General features: G+C 71.2%; 19 protein-coding genes. 8 read left to right on the forward strand and 11 right to left on the reverse strand.

Annotation, left to right across the window (positions count from 1 at the left end):
* Positions 1–5: 5 nt before the first annotated feature.
* Positions 6–821 (reverse strand): terpene synthase family protein, encoded by an 816-nt coding sequence (locus Dsi01nite_RS17315; protein ID WP_203847195.1) that lies wholly within the window; start codon positions 819–821, stop codon positions 6–8.
* Positions 822–1,417: 596 nt separating this feature from the next.
* Between Dsi01nite_RS17315 and Dsi01nite_RS17320 the strand changes: the two genes are divergently transcribed.
* Positions 1,418–1,846 carry a hypothetical protein gene (locus Dsi01nite_RS17320; protein ID WP_203847196.1) on the forward strand — a complete coding sequence of 143 codons (429 nt, stop codon included), beginning with the start codon at positions 1,418–1,420 and terminating at the stop codon, positions 1,844–1,846.
* 45 nt (positions 1,847–1,891) lie between these two features.
* Here Dsi01nite_RS17320 and Dsi01nite_RS17325 read toward each other — a convergent pair whose 3' ends face one another.
* Together Dsi01nite_RS17325 and Dsi01nite_RS17330 are read right to left on the reverse strand one after the other, a co-directional pair.
* On the reverse strand, positions 1,892–2,737 hold the full coding sequence (locus Dsi01nite_RS17325; RefSeq protein ID WP_203847197.1) for an alpha/beta fold hydrolase: 846 nt from the start codon (positions 2,735–2,737) through the stop codon (positions 1,892–1,894).
* A 19-nt stretch (positions 2,738–2,756) separates the two neighbouring features.
* Positions 2,757–3,140 (reverse strand): VOC family protein, encoded by a 384-nt coding sequence (locus Dsi01nite_RS17330; RefSeq protein ID WP_203847198.1) that lies wholly within the window; start codon positions 3,138–3,140, stop codon positions 2,757–2,759.
* Positions 3,141–3,199: 59 nt separating this feature from the next.
* Here Dsi01nite_RS17330 and Dsi01nite_RS17335 point away from each other — a divergent pair, with 59 nt between their 5' ends.
* The 4 genes from Dsi01nite_RS17335 (at position 3,200) to Dsi01nite_RS17350 (ending at position 6,036) form a co-directional block, all read left to right on the forward strand.
* A complete protein-coding gene (locus Dsi01nite_RS17335) occupies positions 3,200–3,877 on the forward strand; it encodes a TetR/AcrR family transcriptional regulator (protein ID WP_203847199.1) in 678 nt (225 codons plus the stop codon).
* Positions 3,878–3,954: 77 nt separating this feature from the next.
* The gene (locus tag Dsi01nite_RS17340) at positions 3,955–4,536 is read left to right on the forward strand and encodes a helix-turn-helix domain-containing protein (RefSeq protein WP_203847280.1); all 582 of its coding nucleotides are present in this window, start codon (positions 3,955–3,957) and stop codon (positions 4,534–4,536) included.
* Between the two features lie 21 nt (positions 4,537–4,557).
* A complete protein-coding gene (locus Dsi01nite_RS17345) occupies positions 4,558–5,439 on the forward strand; it encodes an SRPBCC family protein (protein WP_203847200.1) in 882 nt (293 codons plus the stop codon).
* Between the two features lie 30 nt (positions 5,440–5,469).
* Entirely contained in the window at positions 5,470–6,036 is a 567-nt protein-coding gene (locus tag Dsi01nite_RS17350) for a dihydrofolate reductase family protein (RefSeq protein ID WP_203847201.1), read from the forward strand.
* A gap of 46 nt (positions 6,037–6,082) precedes the next feature.
* Here Dsi01nite_RS17350 and Dsi01nite_RS17355 read toward each other — a convergent pair whose 3' ends face one another.
* Both Dsi01nite_RS17355 and Dsi01nite_RS17360 read right to left on the reverse strand, forming a co-directional pair.
* Positions 6,083–6,754, reverse strand: a complete 672-nt coding sequence (locus tag Dsi01nite_RS17355) for an alpha/beta hydrolase (RefSeq protein ID WP_203847202.1) — start codon at positions 6,752–6,754, stop codon at positions 6,083–6,085.
* Entirely contained in the window at positions 6,751–7,062 is a 312-nt protein-coding gene (locus tag Dsi01nite_RS17360; RefSeq protein WP_203847203.1) for an antibiotic biosynthesis monooxygenase family protein, read from the reverse strand. The genes Dsi01nite_RS17355 and Dsi01nite_RS17360 overlap by 4 nt, the downstream gene beginning before the upstream one ends.
* A 103-nt stretch (positions 7,063–7,165) precedes the next feature.
* On the opposite strand from Dsi01nite_RS17360, the gene Dsi01nite_RS17365 reads away from it, so the two are divergent.
* Positions 7,166–7,525, forward strand: coding sequence for a VOC family protein (locus tag Dsi01nite_RS17365; RefSeq protein WP_203847204.1), 360 nt, complete (start codon positions 7,166–7,168; stop codon positions 7,523–7,525).
* A 4-nt stretch (positions 7,526–7,529) separates the two neighbouring features.
* Here the strand turns inward: Dsi01nite_RS17365 and Dsi01nite_RS17370 are convergent, their stop codons facing one another.
* From Dsi01nite_RS17370 to Dsi01nite_RS17395, 6 genes are read right to left on the reverse strand one after another with little or no spacing between them, the layout of a single operon-like run.
* Positions 7,530–8,204, reverse strand: coding sequence for a DUF6891 domain-containing protein (locus Dsi01nite_RS17370; protein WP_203847205.1), 675 nt, complete (start codon positions 8,202–8,204; stop codon positions 7,530–7,532).
* A 46-nt stretch (positions 8,205–8,250) separates the two neighbouring features.
* Positions 8,251–8,658, reverse strand: a complete 408-nt coding sequence (locus Dsi01nite_RS17375; protein WP_203847206.1) for a nitroreductase family deazaflavin-dependent oxidoreductase — start codon at positions 8,656–8,658, stop codon at positions 8,251–8,253.
* A 22-nt stretch (positions 8,659–8,680) separates the two neighbouring features.
* On the reverse strand, positions 8,681–9,334 hold the full coding sequence (locus tag Dsi01nite_RS17380; protein ID WP_203847207.1) for a hypothetical protein: 654 nt from the start codon (positions 9,332–9,334) through the stop codon (positions 8,681–8,683).
* A 17-nt stretch (positions 9,335–9,351) separates the two neighbouring features.
* On the reverse strand, positions 9,352–10,125 hold the full coding sequence (locus Dsi01nite_RS17385) for a hypothetical protein (protein WP_203847208.1): 774 nt from the start codon (positions 10,123–10,125) through the stop codon (positions 9,352–9,354).
* Positions 10,126–10,153: 28 nt separating this feature from the next.
* Positions 10,154–10,936, reverse strand: a complete 783-nt coding sequence (locus Dsi01nite_RS17390) for a hypothetical protein (RefSeq protein WP_203847209.1) — start codon at positions 10,934–10,936, stop codon at positions 10,154–10,156.
* Entirely contained in the window at positions 10,936–11,463 is a 528-nt protein-coding gene (locus Dsi01nite_RS17395; protein WP_239135959.1) for a sigma-70 family RNA polymerase sigma factor, read from the reverse strand. The genes Dsi01nite_RS17390 and Dsi01nite_RS17395 overlap by 1 nt, the downstream gene beginning before the upstream one ends.
* Positions 11,464–11,575: 112 nt before the next feature.
* Between Dsi01nite_RS17395 and Dsi01nite_RS17400 the strand changes: the two genes are divergently transcribed.
* Entirely contained in the window at positions 11,576–12,247 is a 672-nt protein-coding gene (locus Dsi01nite_RS17400; protein WP_203847211.1) for an MOSC domain-containing protein, read from the forward strand.
* Between the two features lie 40 nt (positions 12,248–12,287).
* Positions 12,288–12,974 (forward strand): TVP38/TMEM64 family protein, encoded by a 687-nt coding sequence (locus tag Dsi01nite_RS17405; protein ID WP_203847212.1) that lies wholly within the window; start codon positions 12,288–12,290, stop codon positions 12,972–12,974.
* Positions 12,975–12,980: the final 6 nt, after the last annotated feature.

Raw genomic sequence — 12,980 nt, forward strand, 5'->3', positions numbered from 1 at the left:
ATCCCCTAACGCAGATCGGTGACGCGGTAGACGGCGACTGCGACGTGCAGGCTCCGGCGCAGCACACTCGCCTCGACGACATCGCGCAGCAGATCGTCATGCAGTCGCACGTAGCGGTCGATCCGGCGCTCGAACGCTGCGACGTCGACCACGTCCAATCGCTGCAGCAGCAGGACATTGAGCCGGCCAGCAGCACGGTCACGATCGACCGACGCCAGGTCGTTGGCAATCCGGATCGCGCGGGAGGCAGCCACCAATGCCTTGTCGATCCTTGATGACTTGACCGCCGTCGGTGACGCCTTGGCGAGGATCAGCAGAAGGTAGGCGAAACTGCGGTAGTTGACATGGTGCTCGGCCACGGCCAGGTACTCCACAACCGTCGGCGCACCAGCGCGTCCCTGCTGGATCTGCTGGGCACGGACGGTGTGTTGGACGCCGGCGTCGATCGCAGCGCACAGAGCATCAGCGAATCGGGCGAGCAACGTCGGAGCCTTCGCCAGCCTGAGCTCGGCGAGCAGCTCGGCGAGCATCGCGTCGAGCGCCGGCGCCGGCGCGCTGGGCGCATCCGTGGCCCGCACGAGCGTGCTGAGGCGACCCGCCAGCCCGGTGAGCACAGCGGGATCGGCGTCCACGTCATCGAGGGCGTCATCGACGAGAAACGTCCAGAGGCAGTACCGCGCCAACACCATCGCGCTGGAGGCGGGCAGATCCGGCGCGATGGCGGTCACGACCTTGGCCAGTCGCTGGGTCAGGTTGCGGTCGGGGCGCGCTCCATGGGTGGATGCCCACCTCCACAGATCCGCACCGATCTCCGCAGCCATGGTGCTCGAGGGTCGGTCATCGGCTTGCCGCGCAACGGCCCTCGACGCCACCAGGGCCTCCTGCGACTCTGGCGGGAGGGCCACTCCTGGAACTTGGACGGCCACTCTTCATCGTTCCCGCGAATAGATGATCATCGCAAGACGATCCACAGCCGACCGACCTGCGATCAGGGCCACCGCACCGCACCCCGAGGGGGCCGGAGCGCGATAGACAGGGATGGTTGCGGCGTTCGACGACATGGACCAGCCCCTTACCCCCTGAGGCATCCATTACCGATCACCGATGCCACATCACGAAGCTACGTGATCACGAACGGCAAAGACATGGTGGGCGGTGAGAGGGTGACCACATCGGACGGTCGCGGCCGCCCGGACTGCCCACATACTTCCTGAAGATCAACAATGTCGTTTGTGGCAGAACGACCTACCCGAGTGTGCGGCACGATGGGTGCCGCCGCGACGACCCGTGGGCGCGGCGGGCGTGACATTACTCCCCGGGCGGGCCGGCACCGGGAATCGTGAGCGGGGCAGCCGACCGGACGCGCGGTTGATAGGGTCCGGGCGCTTCGATGACCGTCGACTTCACGGGGGCTGCCATGCACGAGAATCCGGCCATTGCCAGGCCTGCCGGCGACGCCGCTCAGCGCACCGTCAAACTCGGGGTCGCTGCGGCGGCGCTGCTCGCGGCGCTCAACCTGGGACTTGCCGTCACGTTGTTCGTCGTCGCCGGGGTGGCCGGGGGGAAGAACACCGTGCCGTGCATCATCGTGGGCGTCCCGGTGCTGATCATGGGTGCCGTCGGGCTCGTCGGGGTCCGGCTGATGCAGCAGGGCAAGCGCCGCGGTGCCAACGTCGCGGCCAAGGGCACATGGCTGCTGTTCCTCACGCCGCTGGCGTTCGCCATGGGCGCGTTCGAGGACGGGTTCCACCCGCTCTGGCTGATCCTTGCCGCGGTCGTCCTCGCCGTGCTGGTCGGCGCCACGATCCTCGTCGACCGGGCCAGCCACCAGCTCCCCGCCGCGTAGGGCGGTGACCGCCCCGGATTGCCGGGACGGTCACCGCTGCCACCCTCAGGCCGGCCCGCAGAACACGGTGATCAGCCCGGCGAGCTGCTCGGGCGCGGTGAACGGATACAGATGGTTGCCGCCGTCGATCGTGGCGACCGTCGCGCCGGGGATCAGCCCGGCGAGATGGGCCACGAGCCGGTGGAACGGCGGCGGGCTGGCACTGCCCTGGATCAGCAGGACCCGCTGCCTCAGCCGGGCGGCGGCCGGCCGGCCGAGGCTCCACCCGTTGATGGCGGGGATCTCGCCGGTGAAGAGATACCGGCTGCTGTCCTCGGCGGCCGCGACCAGGTCGGCGCCGAGCGCGCTCGTCATGACCTCGCGGAACGACGGACCGCACACCGCCGCCATGAAGACCTCGAACGCGGCCGGGAGGTCGCCTCGCGCGGTCGCCGCCATCGCCGCGCCGATCGCCGGACCCAGCATGGCGTGGATCGCCTCGAGGTCCTCGGGCGCGACCAGGCTGTCGACCAGCGGGGGTTCGCTGAGCATGAGCGTGCGGACCAGATCGGGATGGTCGAAGGTGAGCTGCATGGCGATCGTGGTGCCCGACGAGTGGGCGAGCACGTGGGCGGGTGCCGCGCCGAGGTGCCGTAGCAGCGCGGCGCCGTGCCCGGCGTGGTCGGCGATGCTCAGCCCGTCCGGCGCGGGCGCACCGGTGTAGCCGGCCCGCACCATGCGGATCACGCGGTACCCCTTGAGCACGGGAAGGGCGGCAAGGGGGGTGAACCAGTCGGCGGACCCGGCGGCGTGGATCAGCAGCAGGGGCGCGCCGTCGCCGCCGGAGTCGGTGTAGGCGACCTCGGCGCCGTCGATGCGCCACCGGGTCAGTTCCGGAATCGTCAGGGTCATGATGGTTTTCTCCTCTGGGTCAGTCGGCGTAGAGGCGGATCTCGATGCCGTCGGGATCGTGCAACCCGATCAGCACCGAACCGCCGTTGTGCCCGGTCACGACGCCGCCGTGGGCCTGGCCCAGCTCGTCGAGCCGGTGTTGCCAGGCCTGGACGGCGGCTCTGCTCGGCACCGCGAGGGCGACGGGGTCGAAGCCGGCCAGGGCGGCGGACCGCTCCGGATCGAGGCGCAGCGCCAGCCGGAGCGAACCGGTCGGATCGGCGAGGGCGAGACCTCTGAGCACCCCGTCCTCGATGAACTCGATCTCCACGTGCAGGCCGAGCACCTCGCCGTACCAGGCGCGGCTGCGGTCCAGATCCGCGACGGGCAGCTTGACGTGGTGAAAGCCGGAGAGTTCAGACATCCCACCCACTCCTTTCGCTAGAGGCGCCTCTAGTAAGTGACTAGAGTAGACTCTAGCGAATGGCGGATGCTGTCAACCGGTCGAAGAAACCCGACAGTGCGAAGGGCGAGGTCCCCCGGCGCGCGACGAGGGCCGAGCAGGCGCGGGCCACCCGCCGGCGCATCATCGCCGCAGCGACCGAGCAGTTCATCGCGCACGGCTATGGGGCGGCCCTGCTCGACCAGGTGGCCGAGCAGTCCGGCGTCGCGATCCAGACGGTGTACTTCCACTTCAAGAACAAGCGCACCCTGCTCAAGGAGGCGCTGGACGTCGCCGCCGTCGGTGACGACGAGCCCGTCCCCCTGCTGGAGCGCCCCTGGCTGGCCGAGATCCGGCAGGAGCCCGACGCACGGCGGGTCATCCAGCTGTGGATCGCCAACGGCCGCACGATCATCCAGCGCGTCGCCCCGCTCATGCGGGTCGTCCGCGGCGCCACCGGCACCGACCCCGAGCTGGCCGCCCAGTGGGACACCAGCCAGCAGCAGACCCGCACCGCCTACGCCATGCTCGTCCAGCTCATCGCCGACCGGGGCGCCCTCGACCCGGCCCTGACCGTGGACCAGGCCCGCGACGTGGCCTTCGTCCTGGCCAACGTGGAGACCTACCTGCAGTTCGCGGACGCCTGCGGCTGGACCCTCGACCAGTGGCAGGACCGCGTCACCGGCCTCCTGACCGCCGCCCTGCTCCCGAAAGACTGAACCGCGCGACCTCGTGCGCCGGAACCCTGCGCGAGCGATTGACAAAAACATTTTGTACGTACAGGATGCTTTTTGTGATTCAGGACCTCCTGTACTTGGAGCGCGTCGAGCAGGCCGAGACGCTGCTCAAACCGCACCGCATCGAGGTGCTGCGCCAGTTGGCCGAGCCGCGGTCGTGCACCGAGGTCGCGGCCCGGTTGGACCAGACCCAGCAGCGCGTCTACTACCACGTCAAGCGGCTCGTCGAGCACGGCATCGTCACCCAGGTGGCCGAGCGCCGGGTGCGCGGCATCAACGAGGGCGTCTACCAGGCCACCGCACGCGCCTACTGGCTCTCCCCCCGCCTCGTCGGCCGGATCGGCCAGCGCCAGCACCGCGACGAGGCCAGCCTCGGCTACCTCCTCGACCTCATGGAGGAGGTCCAGTCCGACGTCGCCGCCCTCCACAGCCGGGCGGCCCAACCGGTCGGGGCCCCGGAGCTGCCGTCGCTCGGCGTCTCCGGCGAGATCAGGGTGCGGCCGGACCGGCGCGCCGAGTTCATGGCCGACCTGAAAACCGCCCTGCAGGACCTCTTCACCAAGTACGGCGGCGCCGAAGGAGACGGGTTCAAGCTCGCCGTCGCCTGCTATCCCGACCGTACCCACGACAACGCCGGCTGATTTCCGGCAAGGAGACGACCAATGGCCACGTTGAAGAAGCGCATCCGGATCGACGCCCCTCGCAGTGCGGTGCACCACGCGCTCACCGACCCGACGGCCTTGCGGGTCTGGCTCGCCGAACACGCCGAGGTGGACCTGCCCGACCGGTTCCAGTTCTGGGGTCGCCGCACGCCGGACGGTGACGTCCCGCACCAGCGCCTGCTGCACGCCGACGACAGCTCGCTGCGCTTCGACTGGGAGCTCGACGGCGTCACCACCAACGTCGAGCTCGCGCTGGCCACCGAGGCGGGCGAGCGCGAGTCGACCCTGGTGACGCTCACCCAGACCGAGGTGCCCGGCTGGCCCGAGATGCTGACCACCCCCGGCAGCCGCAGCCTGATGCACACCTACTGGGCGCTGGCCCTGGCCAACCTCGCCGACCACGTCGAGGGGCGGCAGCCCGTCGCGCACTGCGACTTCACCAGCACGGAGCTGCGCACCGAGCTGCTGATCGACGCCGACCGGCAGGCGGTGTACGAGTCGCTGACCGAGCCGGAGCACTTCTCCCGGTGGTCCGGCGTGAAGGTCGACGTCGAGCTGTACCCGGGTGGCCGCTGGGCGATGGGCGGTTTCGATGCGGGCTACGCCGCGCACATCACCGCCATCGAGCCCGGGCGTTCGATGTCGATCGACTGGGGCGAGATGGTCCAGACCTGGGAGCTGGCCGACTCGGGCGGGCAGACCCGGCTGACCTTTGTCCACAGTGGATTCGACGAGACCCGGCCGGCACCCTACGACGGCTGGCTCGGCCTGCTCGGCGGCCTGGCGGAGCTGCGCCGCTACCACGAGAGCGGGAACTGGCGCCCCAGGTGGGTCGATGTGCAGGTCGATGGCCTGCCGGACGAGCTCATGACCACCAACTGACCGCTCACGACGACAGGAGAGAACACACTCATGCGCAACCTAGTGGTGGGGGTTGGCGACTACTCCCTCGACGGCGTCATCGGCGAGGTCGGCAGCCCGTTCTTCGGCTTCTGCCGCTCCGTCCCCGACGACCCGGAGCACGCGGCCTGGACCGCGGAGGTGCAACAGCGCGCCGAGGTCCACATCTTCGGCCGGGTCACCTATGAGGGCTTCGCCGGCTGGTTCCCCAACCTCACCGGCGACCCCACGGCCGACATCCTGAACAAAGGCCGCAAGGTCGTGTTCTCCCGCACCCTCGAACGCGCCGACTGGGACAACACGACGATCGCCGGCGGCGACCTCGTCGAGGAGATCGCCAAACTGAAGGCGGACGGAGACGGCGACATCGCCGCGTATGGCGGGATCAGCTTCCTGCGGTCCCTCGTGCGGCACGACCTCGTCGACGAGTACCGGCTGACCGTGTACCCGTTCATCGTGGGCGGCGGCACCACCCTGTTCGACGTCCCCGAGTCGCGCGCCCTCGACCTGGCGGGCAGCGTCGCCTTCGGCAACGGCGTGCTCGGGCTCACCTACCGGCGGGCAGCAGCAGCGTCCTGATTCACAGAACGCGGCGGCGGGAGCTCCCGCCGCCGCGCTCGCGCTCTCACAGCAGGGCAGCGAGCTCCGCGGGCCGGCTCAGCGGCGCGTCGTGACCGCTGTCGATGAGTTGGAACGGTTCGCCGAGCGCGCGCAACCGTTCCAGCGTGACGGAGGCCGGATACCCGGGCGGTGTGGCGGTGCAGAAGATGTAGCGCCGCGGTACCGCCGCCGAAGCCGGCGTCTCCTCCGGCATCGGGTCGAGCGACGGCGCCAGCGGGGTCGGGCACAGCCGGGCGTTCATCCACGCGACGGTGTCCGCGTCCAACCACTGGTCGGCCGGGATCGGCTTCGGCGGCAGCCACAGGTCCCGCGGCAGGTCCGGGACCGGGCCGAGCAGGGCGGCCGCGCGCTCGCCCGGCAGCGGCGCGGGCGCGTCGACGAAGACCAGCCGGGCCAGCCGGTCGGCGCACCTGCGGGCGGCGGCGGCGATCGCGATGCCGCCCTGACTGTGCCCGACGAGGACCACGTCGCGCAGGTCCTCCTCCTCGAGCAGGTTGGCGACGTCGAGGGCCCAGGTGTCCAAGGTGGGCGGTTCGGCGGTGAGGTGGCGACGGTCGCCCATCCCGGTCAGCGACGGCGTGTGCACCTCGTGCCCGGCGGCGGCCAGCGACCGCCGGACCCGCGACCACGACCAGGCGCCACGGAAGGCACCGTGCACGAGAACGAAGACGGTCACGGCCGGTCCTCCAGGACGACCTCGCCGATGGTGCGGGGGTAGGTGTCATACGGGCGCAGGTGCTCGTACATGGCCTCGGTGTGCTCGACGTAGCCGGGGGTGCGCGTCGCCTCGGCGTACGACTCGGCCGTGTCGAACAGCCGGATGTGGGTGAAGTGCGTCGGGTCCTCGACGTCGCGCACCAGCCACCGCCCCCGGAACCCCGGATGGGCGGCGAAGTAGTCGGCGAACCGCGCGGACAGGGCGATGTACGCCTCGGCGTGCCCTTCCGCGTCCCGCGTCCAGGCCTGACTGACGACGACGTGCATGCGACCCCCTCGTTCCACTGTGCGAACCGATGTTTCCATTCATCGGCCGCCAGCGGAAGAGGCGGTCACCGGGCAGCCGGTCCCGGGTCGTTAACCTGGTCCGATGCGCGCACGCCTGGATCAGATCGTGGTCGACTGCCAGGAACCGGCGAAGCTGGTCCGGTTCTGGGCCGGGCTGCTCGGCGGCGAACCCGTCGACCGGGCGATGGGATGGTCACACGTGGAGCCGCCGGGCTTCGCGCGGCTCGCGTTCCAGCCGGTGGCCGAGGCGAAACTGGTCAAGAACCGGCTGCACCTGGACATCGAGGTCGACGACATCCCGGCCGCCGCGGGCCGGGCGGTGGAACTGGGCGCGGCCGTGGCGAGCGAGCTGATCGTGGACGAGCAGGGCGGCTTCCAGGTCCTGCGGGATCCCGCGGGCAACGAGTTCTGCCTGGTCCAACCCGCCCCGGGTCGCGCATAGCGGGTCAGGTCAACGGTGCGTACCACCGCGCGCCGGTGACCAGGATCCGGGTGGACTGCTTCCGGTTCCACTCGACCTGCATGCCGTGCCGGCGCAGCACCGGGAAGACCGTCCCGTCCATCAGCCGCTCCAGGTCGGCCTGATAGCCGGCCTGCTGCTCGGCCTCCGACAGAGACTCGTAGGCCGTCTCGTCGAAGTCCTCGGGCGGGTAGACGCCGTAGCCGAGGTAGACCGAGCCGGTCGGGCTGGACATCAGCGACTCGGTGTCCTGCTGGTGATACCAGAGGTACCCGTGCCAGTGCCGCGACTCGTCGCGCTCGTCGTGGATCTCGCCGGAAGCGCAGGTGCCGCAGCAGCTGAAGTTTTCCCGCGCCAGCACACCGAGCTGGTTGAGCTCGGTGAAGGCGACGGTCAGGTTGCTCTGCACGGGACCCCACCCGCGCTGCTGGGCCCGCCGGACGTCGAGCGCCTTTTCGTAGGCCGCCGCGAGCTCCTCGTCGGTGGCGCCGTGGCGCTCCTCGTCGTCCTCGAGGTAGTCCACGAACTCGGCGGCGTCGTCCTCGCCGCGCACGATCCAGGCCCAGATCTCGTCCTCGATCTCGGTCCGGCCCGGCTCCGCGATCCGCTCGGGAAGGAACCTGGCCCCGTCAGGACGGTCGTTGTACACCCACTCGCTCACACCGAAGATCATGGCAGGTGCGAGCGAGTGGGCAGGCATCAGCGGGTCATGCGGCCGGTTCGAGGACGACGACCGGGATCTGGCGGCTGGTCTTGCTCTCGTAGTCGGCGAAGCCCGGGTACGCCGCCTTCTGCGCGGTCCAGATCCGCTCCCGCTCCTCGCCCTCGGCGACCCGGGCGGCCAGCTTGACCGTGCCGGCGCCGATCTCGGCCTGCACCTGCGGCTGGGCCAGGATGTTGTGATACCAGTCCGGGTTGGTCGGCGCGCCGCCCTTGGAGGCGAACACGGCATATCCGGCGTCGACCTTCTGGTACATCACCGGGTGGACCCGTTCCTGACCGGTACGCGCGCCCACGGTGTGCAGCAACAACAACGGGGCGCCCTCGAAGTTGCCGCCGACCCGGCCCTCGTTGGCGCGGAACTCTTCGATGATCTTGTCATTCCAGTCGCTCATGAACGCAAGTCTTGCACTCCGGTCAGACCGCCCGTGACTCGAACACCACCCGCACGTAGGGCAGGGCGTCCCGCGGCACCACCGCCGTCAGCACCGTGCGGGCGCCGAGGGCCGTGGCCACCCCGTACACGTGCGGGTCCGTGTCGATGCGGAAGCCGTCGCGGGGCGTGCCGTCCACGACGACCGGGATGCGCGGCTCGACACACCGTTCGTCCACCGGCGGCGCGTCCTGGAACTGGTTGACCAGGACGTGGTTCACGTGCGCGACCAGCAGGGCCTCGACGGTGCCGGCCCCACCCGGCTCCTGGCTCCACCGGGTCCGCACGCATTCCCAGAGCATGGGGTACCGCATCCGCTGCACCTGCCCGACCAGCCACTGCGGTCGCGGCCAGGGCGGCTCCTCCTCCAGCGCCCGGCGCTGCGGCTCGTCCAGCTCCGCCAGATTCACCGGGTCGTCGGGGTCGTCCGGGTTGCGCCACAGGGTGTAGCCGAGGCTGACCTCGCACGACTCGAGCACCTCGTCGCGTGTCCCGGACGCCACGCCGATCGCACCCCAGTCCTCCAGGTGCGGCTGCGGCACGAGGCCGATCACCGGCACCGGCATCCGCCGCGCCTGCTCGAGCAGCTCCAGGCGCGGGTCCGGCTCGTGCTCGCCGAGGACCCCTTCGAATCTCACACCTACCAGTGTGCCTCTCAGGCGTCCACGAGCAGTAGGCCGTCGTTGTTGAGGTGCAGCTCGGGGGTGGTGGCGTCGGGGGCGTACGGCGCGACCGTGAGCGCTCGCCGGCCGTCGAACCGCAGGACCTGGCCGGGCGTGAGCACGTGGCCCTCGGCGAGCATCCGGGCCAGGTGGTTGAGGATCCGCCCGGTTTCCTCGATGCGGTCCGCGGGCACGCCGGCGACCAGGTCCGGGCGCCCGAACTTGAGCATGCCACGGGTGTGGACCGGGTGACCGAAGCCGGGCGCCGGCTCGGTCTCCGCGATCAGGCTCACCTCCTGCTGGACGGTGAACGGCCGGTGCGGCGACAGCGCCGCCACGCTCGCGCCGGTGAGCCAGTTCGCCGCGAAGACGTCGAGCGCGGCGAAGGCGCCCGCCGCGGCGATGCCCGCCGCGACGGCCCAGGCGAGCTGGAGGTGGGTCAGGTCGGCCGGGTCCGCGGCGGCGATCGAGATCGAGTAACACCAGGTCGCGGCGTCCAGCCGGTCGAGGTCGAGCGGTTGCTGGGCGGCGAGGTTCCGCAGCGCACCCGTGCGCCAGGTGTCGATCCAGGCGGCGCTGTCCGCGTACTGATGGATGCGCAGATCGAGCGCGGCGAGCGGAGCGGTCGGCGGCACGGCGTCGCGAACGCGCAGCTCCGCTCCGCCGCCGAGGACGTTCGTGTCGGCGAACGCGATCAACATGACGGACGCGTCACGGCCGGTGGCCCGGAACGCGGGACGCTGCCAGGGCTCGATCGCGGTGGTCACCGCGGCAGTCTTCCACGCCGTCGCGGGGTCAGACCGGCCAGGTCGGGTCGGTGGCAATGGCCTGCAGCTGTTGGACGGTCAGCGGCGGCTCGGCACGCGTCGCGGTGTTCGTCTTCTCGTGCACCGCGTTCCAGGTGCCGAGCACGACGCGGACCCCGTCCGGCCGGTAGACGTCGGCCATGCGCCGCTGGATCCGGTCGTGGCCGGCGTCCTCCGACGGGCCTTCGGTCAGCACGACGATCGTGCCGTCCGGCAGCACCGACCTGGTGCAGTGGGTGCCGGCCGGATCGCGCCGCCTGGCACAGGTGAACGTGTCCATCGGGTCGTCGCCGCCGTGGCCGGACGGGATCACGCGGTTGAAGCCGGGCTGCACGTTGACCTGGACCTTGCCGCGGCCGGCCCGGTCGCTGAGGATCACCTCGGCGAAACCCGGCTGGCTGTCCGGCTCCGACACGGTCACGCCGGCCGGTAGCAGGCGGAGCAGGGTGTTGAGCATGGCGTCGGCCGGCACGTCGGACGGCCGGGTGCGCGGGCTGGGCGCCGCCGAGGTCAGGGTCGGGGCGGACGGCGGGCCCGCCGACACCACGGGCGCCGGCGCTGCCGTGGGCGCTCCGCCCGACCGGTCGACGGCCGTCGCGGCGACGCCGATCACCACGCCCAGCACCACGATCCCGCTGACCGCCGTCGCGATCCGTTGCCGGCTCCGGGTCCGGTCGGCCCGGGCGAACACCGCTGCCGGACCGCCACCGACCGGTGGCTCGTCGAGCTCCGCGGCCTGGTTCAGGGTCGTACGCAATTCGTCGAGCGGCATCAGACCACACCTCCATCGCTGAACATGAGCTCCGCCAGGCTCCCGGCGAGCATCTGGCGCATTCCGGCCAGCCCCTTGGCCGACTGGCTCTTCACCGTGCCCTCGCTGACCCCGAGCACCGCGGCCGTGTCCTCGACGCTGCGGTCCTCCCAGTACCGCAGCACGACGGTCGCGCGCTGCCGCGCCGGCAGGGTGCGCAGCGCGGCCAGCACCGTGAGTGCCGTGGCCCGGTCGCCGGCCACCACCGGCGGCTCGGCGGCGCCGGCGGGGTCCGCCCAGGTCCGCTCGCGCCGCCGTGACCCGCGCTGGTTGTCGTCGAGGTACACCCGCAGCAGCACCTGGCGCGAGTACGCGTCGAGGCTCTCGACCCGCCCGCGCCGCGCCGCCACCACGACCTTCGCGAGGGCCGTCTGCACGAGGTCCTCGGCCCGGTGCCACTCGCCGCACAGCAGGAACGCGGTCCGGCGCAGGTGCGCGTACCGGCTCTCGACGTAGTCGTGCAGCTCGGACTCGATCTCCTTCTTCACGGGCTGCCCCCCTTCACCAGTCCTTGACCGGTGCGGCACCCGCCGGGGTTGCCTCGGCCCCGCAGGGAAATTGCGCTGCGGCCCGGCGGGTTCGGAGGTTAGATTGCCCGGCGTGAGCAGGATCGTCTCGGTCAATGTGGCGGCGGCGCCGGATCTCAACCCGGTCAAGCGGGTCGGTGTCACGGGCATCAACAAGCGGCCGGTCGACCACCTGGTCGCCGTGCGCGCGCCGGGGCCCAAGGCGACCGGGTTGGGCAGCGGGCTGGTCGGTGACCAGGTCTGCGACACCGAGCATCACGGCGGCGACGACCAGGCCGTCTACGCGTACGCGCGGGAGGACTACGACTGGTGGCAGGCGCGGCTGACCCGGCGGCTGGCCAACGGGCTGTTCGGGGAGAACCTGACGACCGAGGACCTCGACGTCAACGGCGCGGTCATCGGTGAGCGGTGGCGCATCGGGCCGCAGCTGGTCCTCCAGCCGACCTTCGGCCGAATCCCGTGCGTCACGTTCCAGCACAAGATGGGCGAGCCGCGCTGGCTGAAGACCTTCGCGCGGGCGGTCCGTCCCGGGGCGTACCTGCGGGTGCTGGAGCCGGGCACGGTGTGGGCCGGCGACCCGGTGGTCGTGGAGGACCGTCCGGCGCACGGGGTGACGATCGCGCGGGCGTTCCGGGCGTACATGACCGAGCCGGAGCTGCTGCCCGAGCTGCTGGAGATCGACGGGCTGCCCGACGACCTGCGCGAGACGCTGTCGGAGCGGCTGCACCCGCCGCGGCGGCGGTAGTCGGTCTGCGGGGCGTGGCGCTCGACGGCATGATGGGATCATGACCGTTCGCGCCCGGCTGTTGCGTGTCGCCGGCCTCGTCGCGTTGCTGGCGCTGGTCGTTGCCGCAGCGCTCGTCGTCGGCGTGCCGGATGCGCAACGGTTGCGCAGTGGCGTCCTGGGGCTCGGCTGGTGGGCGCCGGTCGCCTTCAGCGCGCTGTATGCCGTGGTGTCGCTGTCGCCGCTGCCGAAGACCGTCTTCACCCTCGCAGCCGGGGCGCTGTTCGGGCTGGTGGCCGGGGTCGTCATCGTGGTCACCGGGGCGATGCTCGGCGCCGTGATGGCGTTCCATCTCGGCCGGCTGCTCGGTCGTGACACGGTGCGGTGGCTCACCGGCGGGCGCCTCGACCGCCTGGACCCCTTGCTGACGGGGCACGGGCTGGGCACGATCATCGTCGCCCGGCTGATTCCGATCGTGCCGTTCACCGCGGTCAACTATCTCGCCGGGCTCACCTCGGTCCGGCTGCGTGACTTCGTCGCCGGGACGGCGGTGGGCATCCTGCCGGCCACGACCGCCTACGTCACGGTCGGCGCCTACGGCTGGCAGCCCGGCGCGTGGCCGATGTGGGCGGCGCTCGCGACGCTGCTGGTGCTCAGCGTCGGCGGGCTGCTGGCCGAGCGGCGCCGGCGCCGGAAGTCAAAAGCCGAACCGAAGGCCACCGAACCCGAGGCCACCGGCGCGTCCTGAGCTGCG

Source organism: Dactylosporangium siamense (assembly GCF_016862795.1).
In the GTDB taxonomy this organism is placed as follows: Bacteria; Actinomycetota; Actinomycetes; order Mycobacteriales; family Micromonosporaceae; genus Dactylosporangium; species Dactylosporangium siamense.

What these genes read in the sequence shown, in the direction of transcription:
- Dsi01nite_RS17315 (WP_203847195.1), bottom strand. Translation starts at nt 821, where the DNA reads ATGGCTGCGGAGATCGGTGCGGATCTGTGGAGGTGGGCATCCACCCAT.
- Dsi01nite_RS17320 (WP_203847196.1), top strand. Translation starts at nt 1,418, where the DNA reads ATGCACGAGAATCCGGCCATTGCCAGGCCTGCCGGCGACGCCGCTCAG.
- Dsi01nite_RS17325 (WP_203847197.1), bottom strand. Translation starts at nt 2,737, where the DNA reads ATGACCCTGACGATTCCGGAACTGACCCGGTGGCGCATCGACGGCGCC.
- Dsi01nite_RS17330 (WP_203847198.1), bottom strand. Translation starts at nt 3,140, where the DNA reads ATGTCTGAACTCTCCGGCTTTCACCACGTCAAGCTGCCCGTCGCGGAT.
- Dsi01nite_RS17335 (WP_203847199.1), top strand. Translation starts at nt 3,200, where the DNA reads ATGGCGGATGCTGTCAACCGGTCGAAGAAACCCGACAGTGCGAAGGGC.
- Dsi01nite_RS17345 (WP_203847200.1), top strand. Translation starts at nt 4,558, where the DNA reads ATGGCCACGTTGAAGAAGCGCATCCGGATCGACGCCCCTCGCAGTGCG.
- Dsi01nite_RS17350 (WP_203847201.1), top strand. Translation starts at nt 5,470, where the DNA reads ATGCGCAACCTAGTGGTGGGGGTTGGCGACTACTCCCTCGACGGCGTC.
- Dsi01nite_RS17360 (WP_203847203.1), bottom strand. Translation starts at nt 7,062, where the DNA reads ATGCACGTCGTCGTCAGTCAGGCCTGGACGCGGGACGCGGAAGGGCAC.
- Dsi01nite_RS17365 (WP_203847204.1), top strand. Translation starts at nt 7,166, where the DNA reads ATGCGCGCACGCCTGGATCAGATCGTGGTCGACTGCCAGGAACCGGCG.
- Dsi01nite_RS17375 (WP_203847206.1), bottom strand. Translation starts at nt 8,658, where the DNA reads ATGAGCGACTGGAATGACAAGATCATCGAAGAGTTCCGCGCCAACGAG.
- Dsi01nite_RS17390 (WP_203847209.1), bottom strand. Translation starts at nt 10,936, where the DNA reads ATGCCGCTCGACGAATTGCGTACGACCCTGAACCAGGCCGCGGAGCTC.
- Dsi01nite_RS17405 (WP_203847212.1), top strand. Translation starts at nt 12,288, where the DNA reads ATGACCGTTCGCGCCCGGCTGTTGCGTGTCGCCGGCCTCGTCGCGTTG.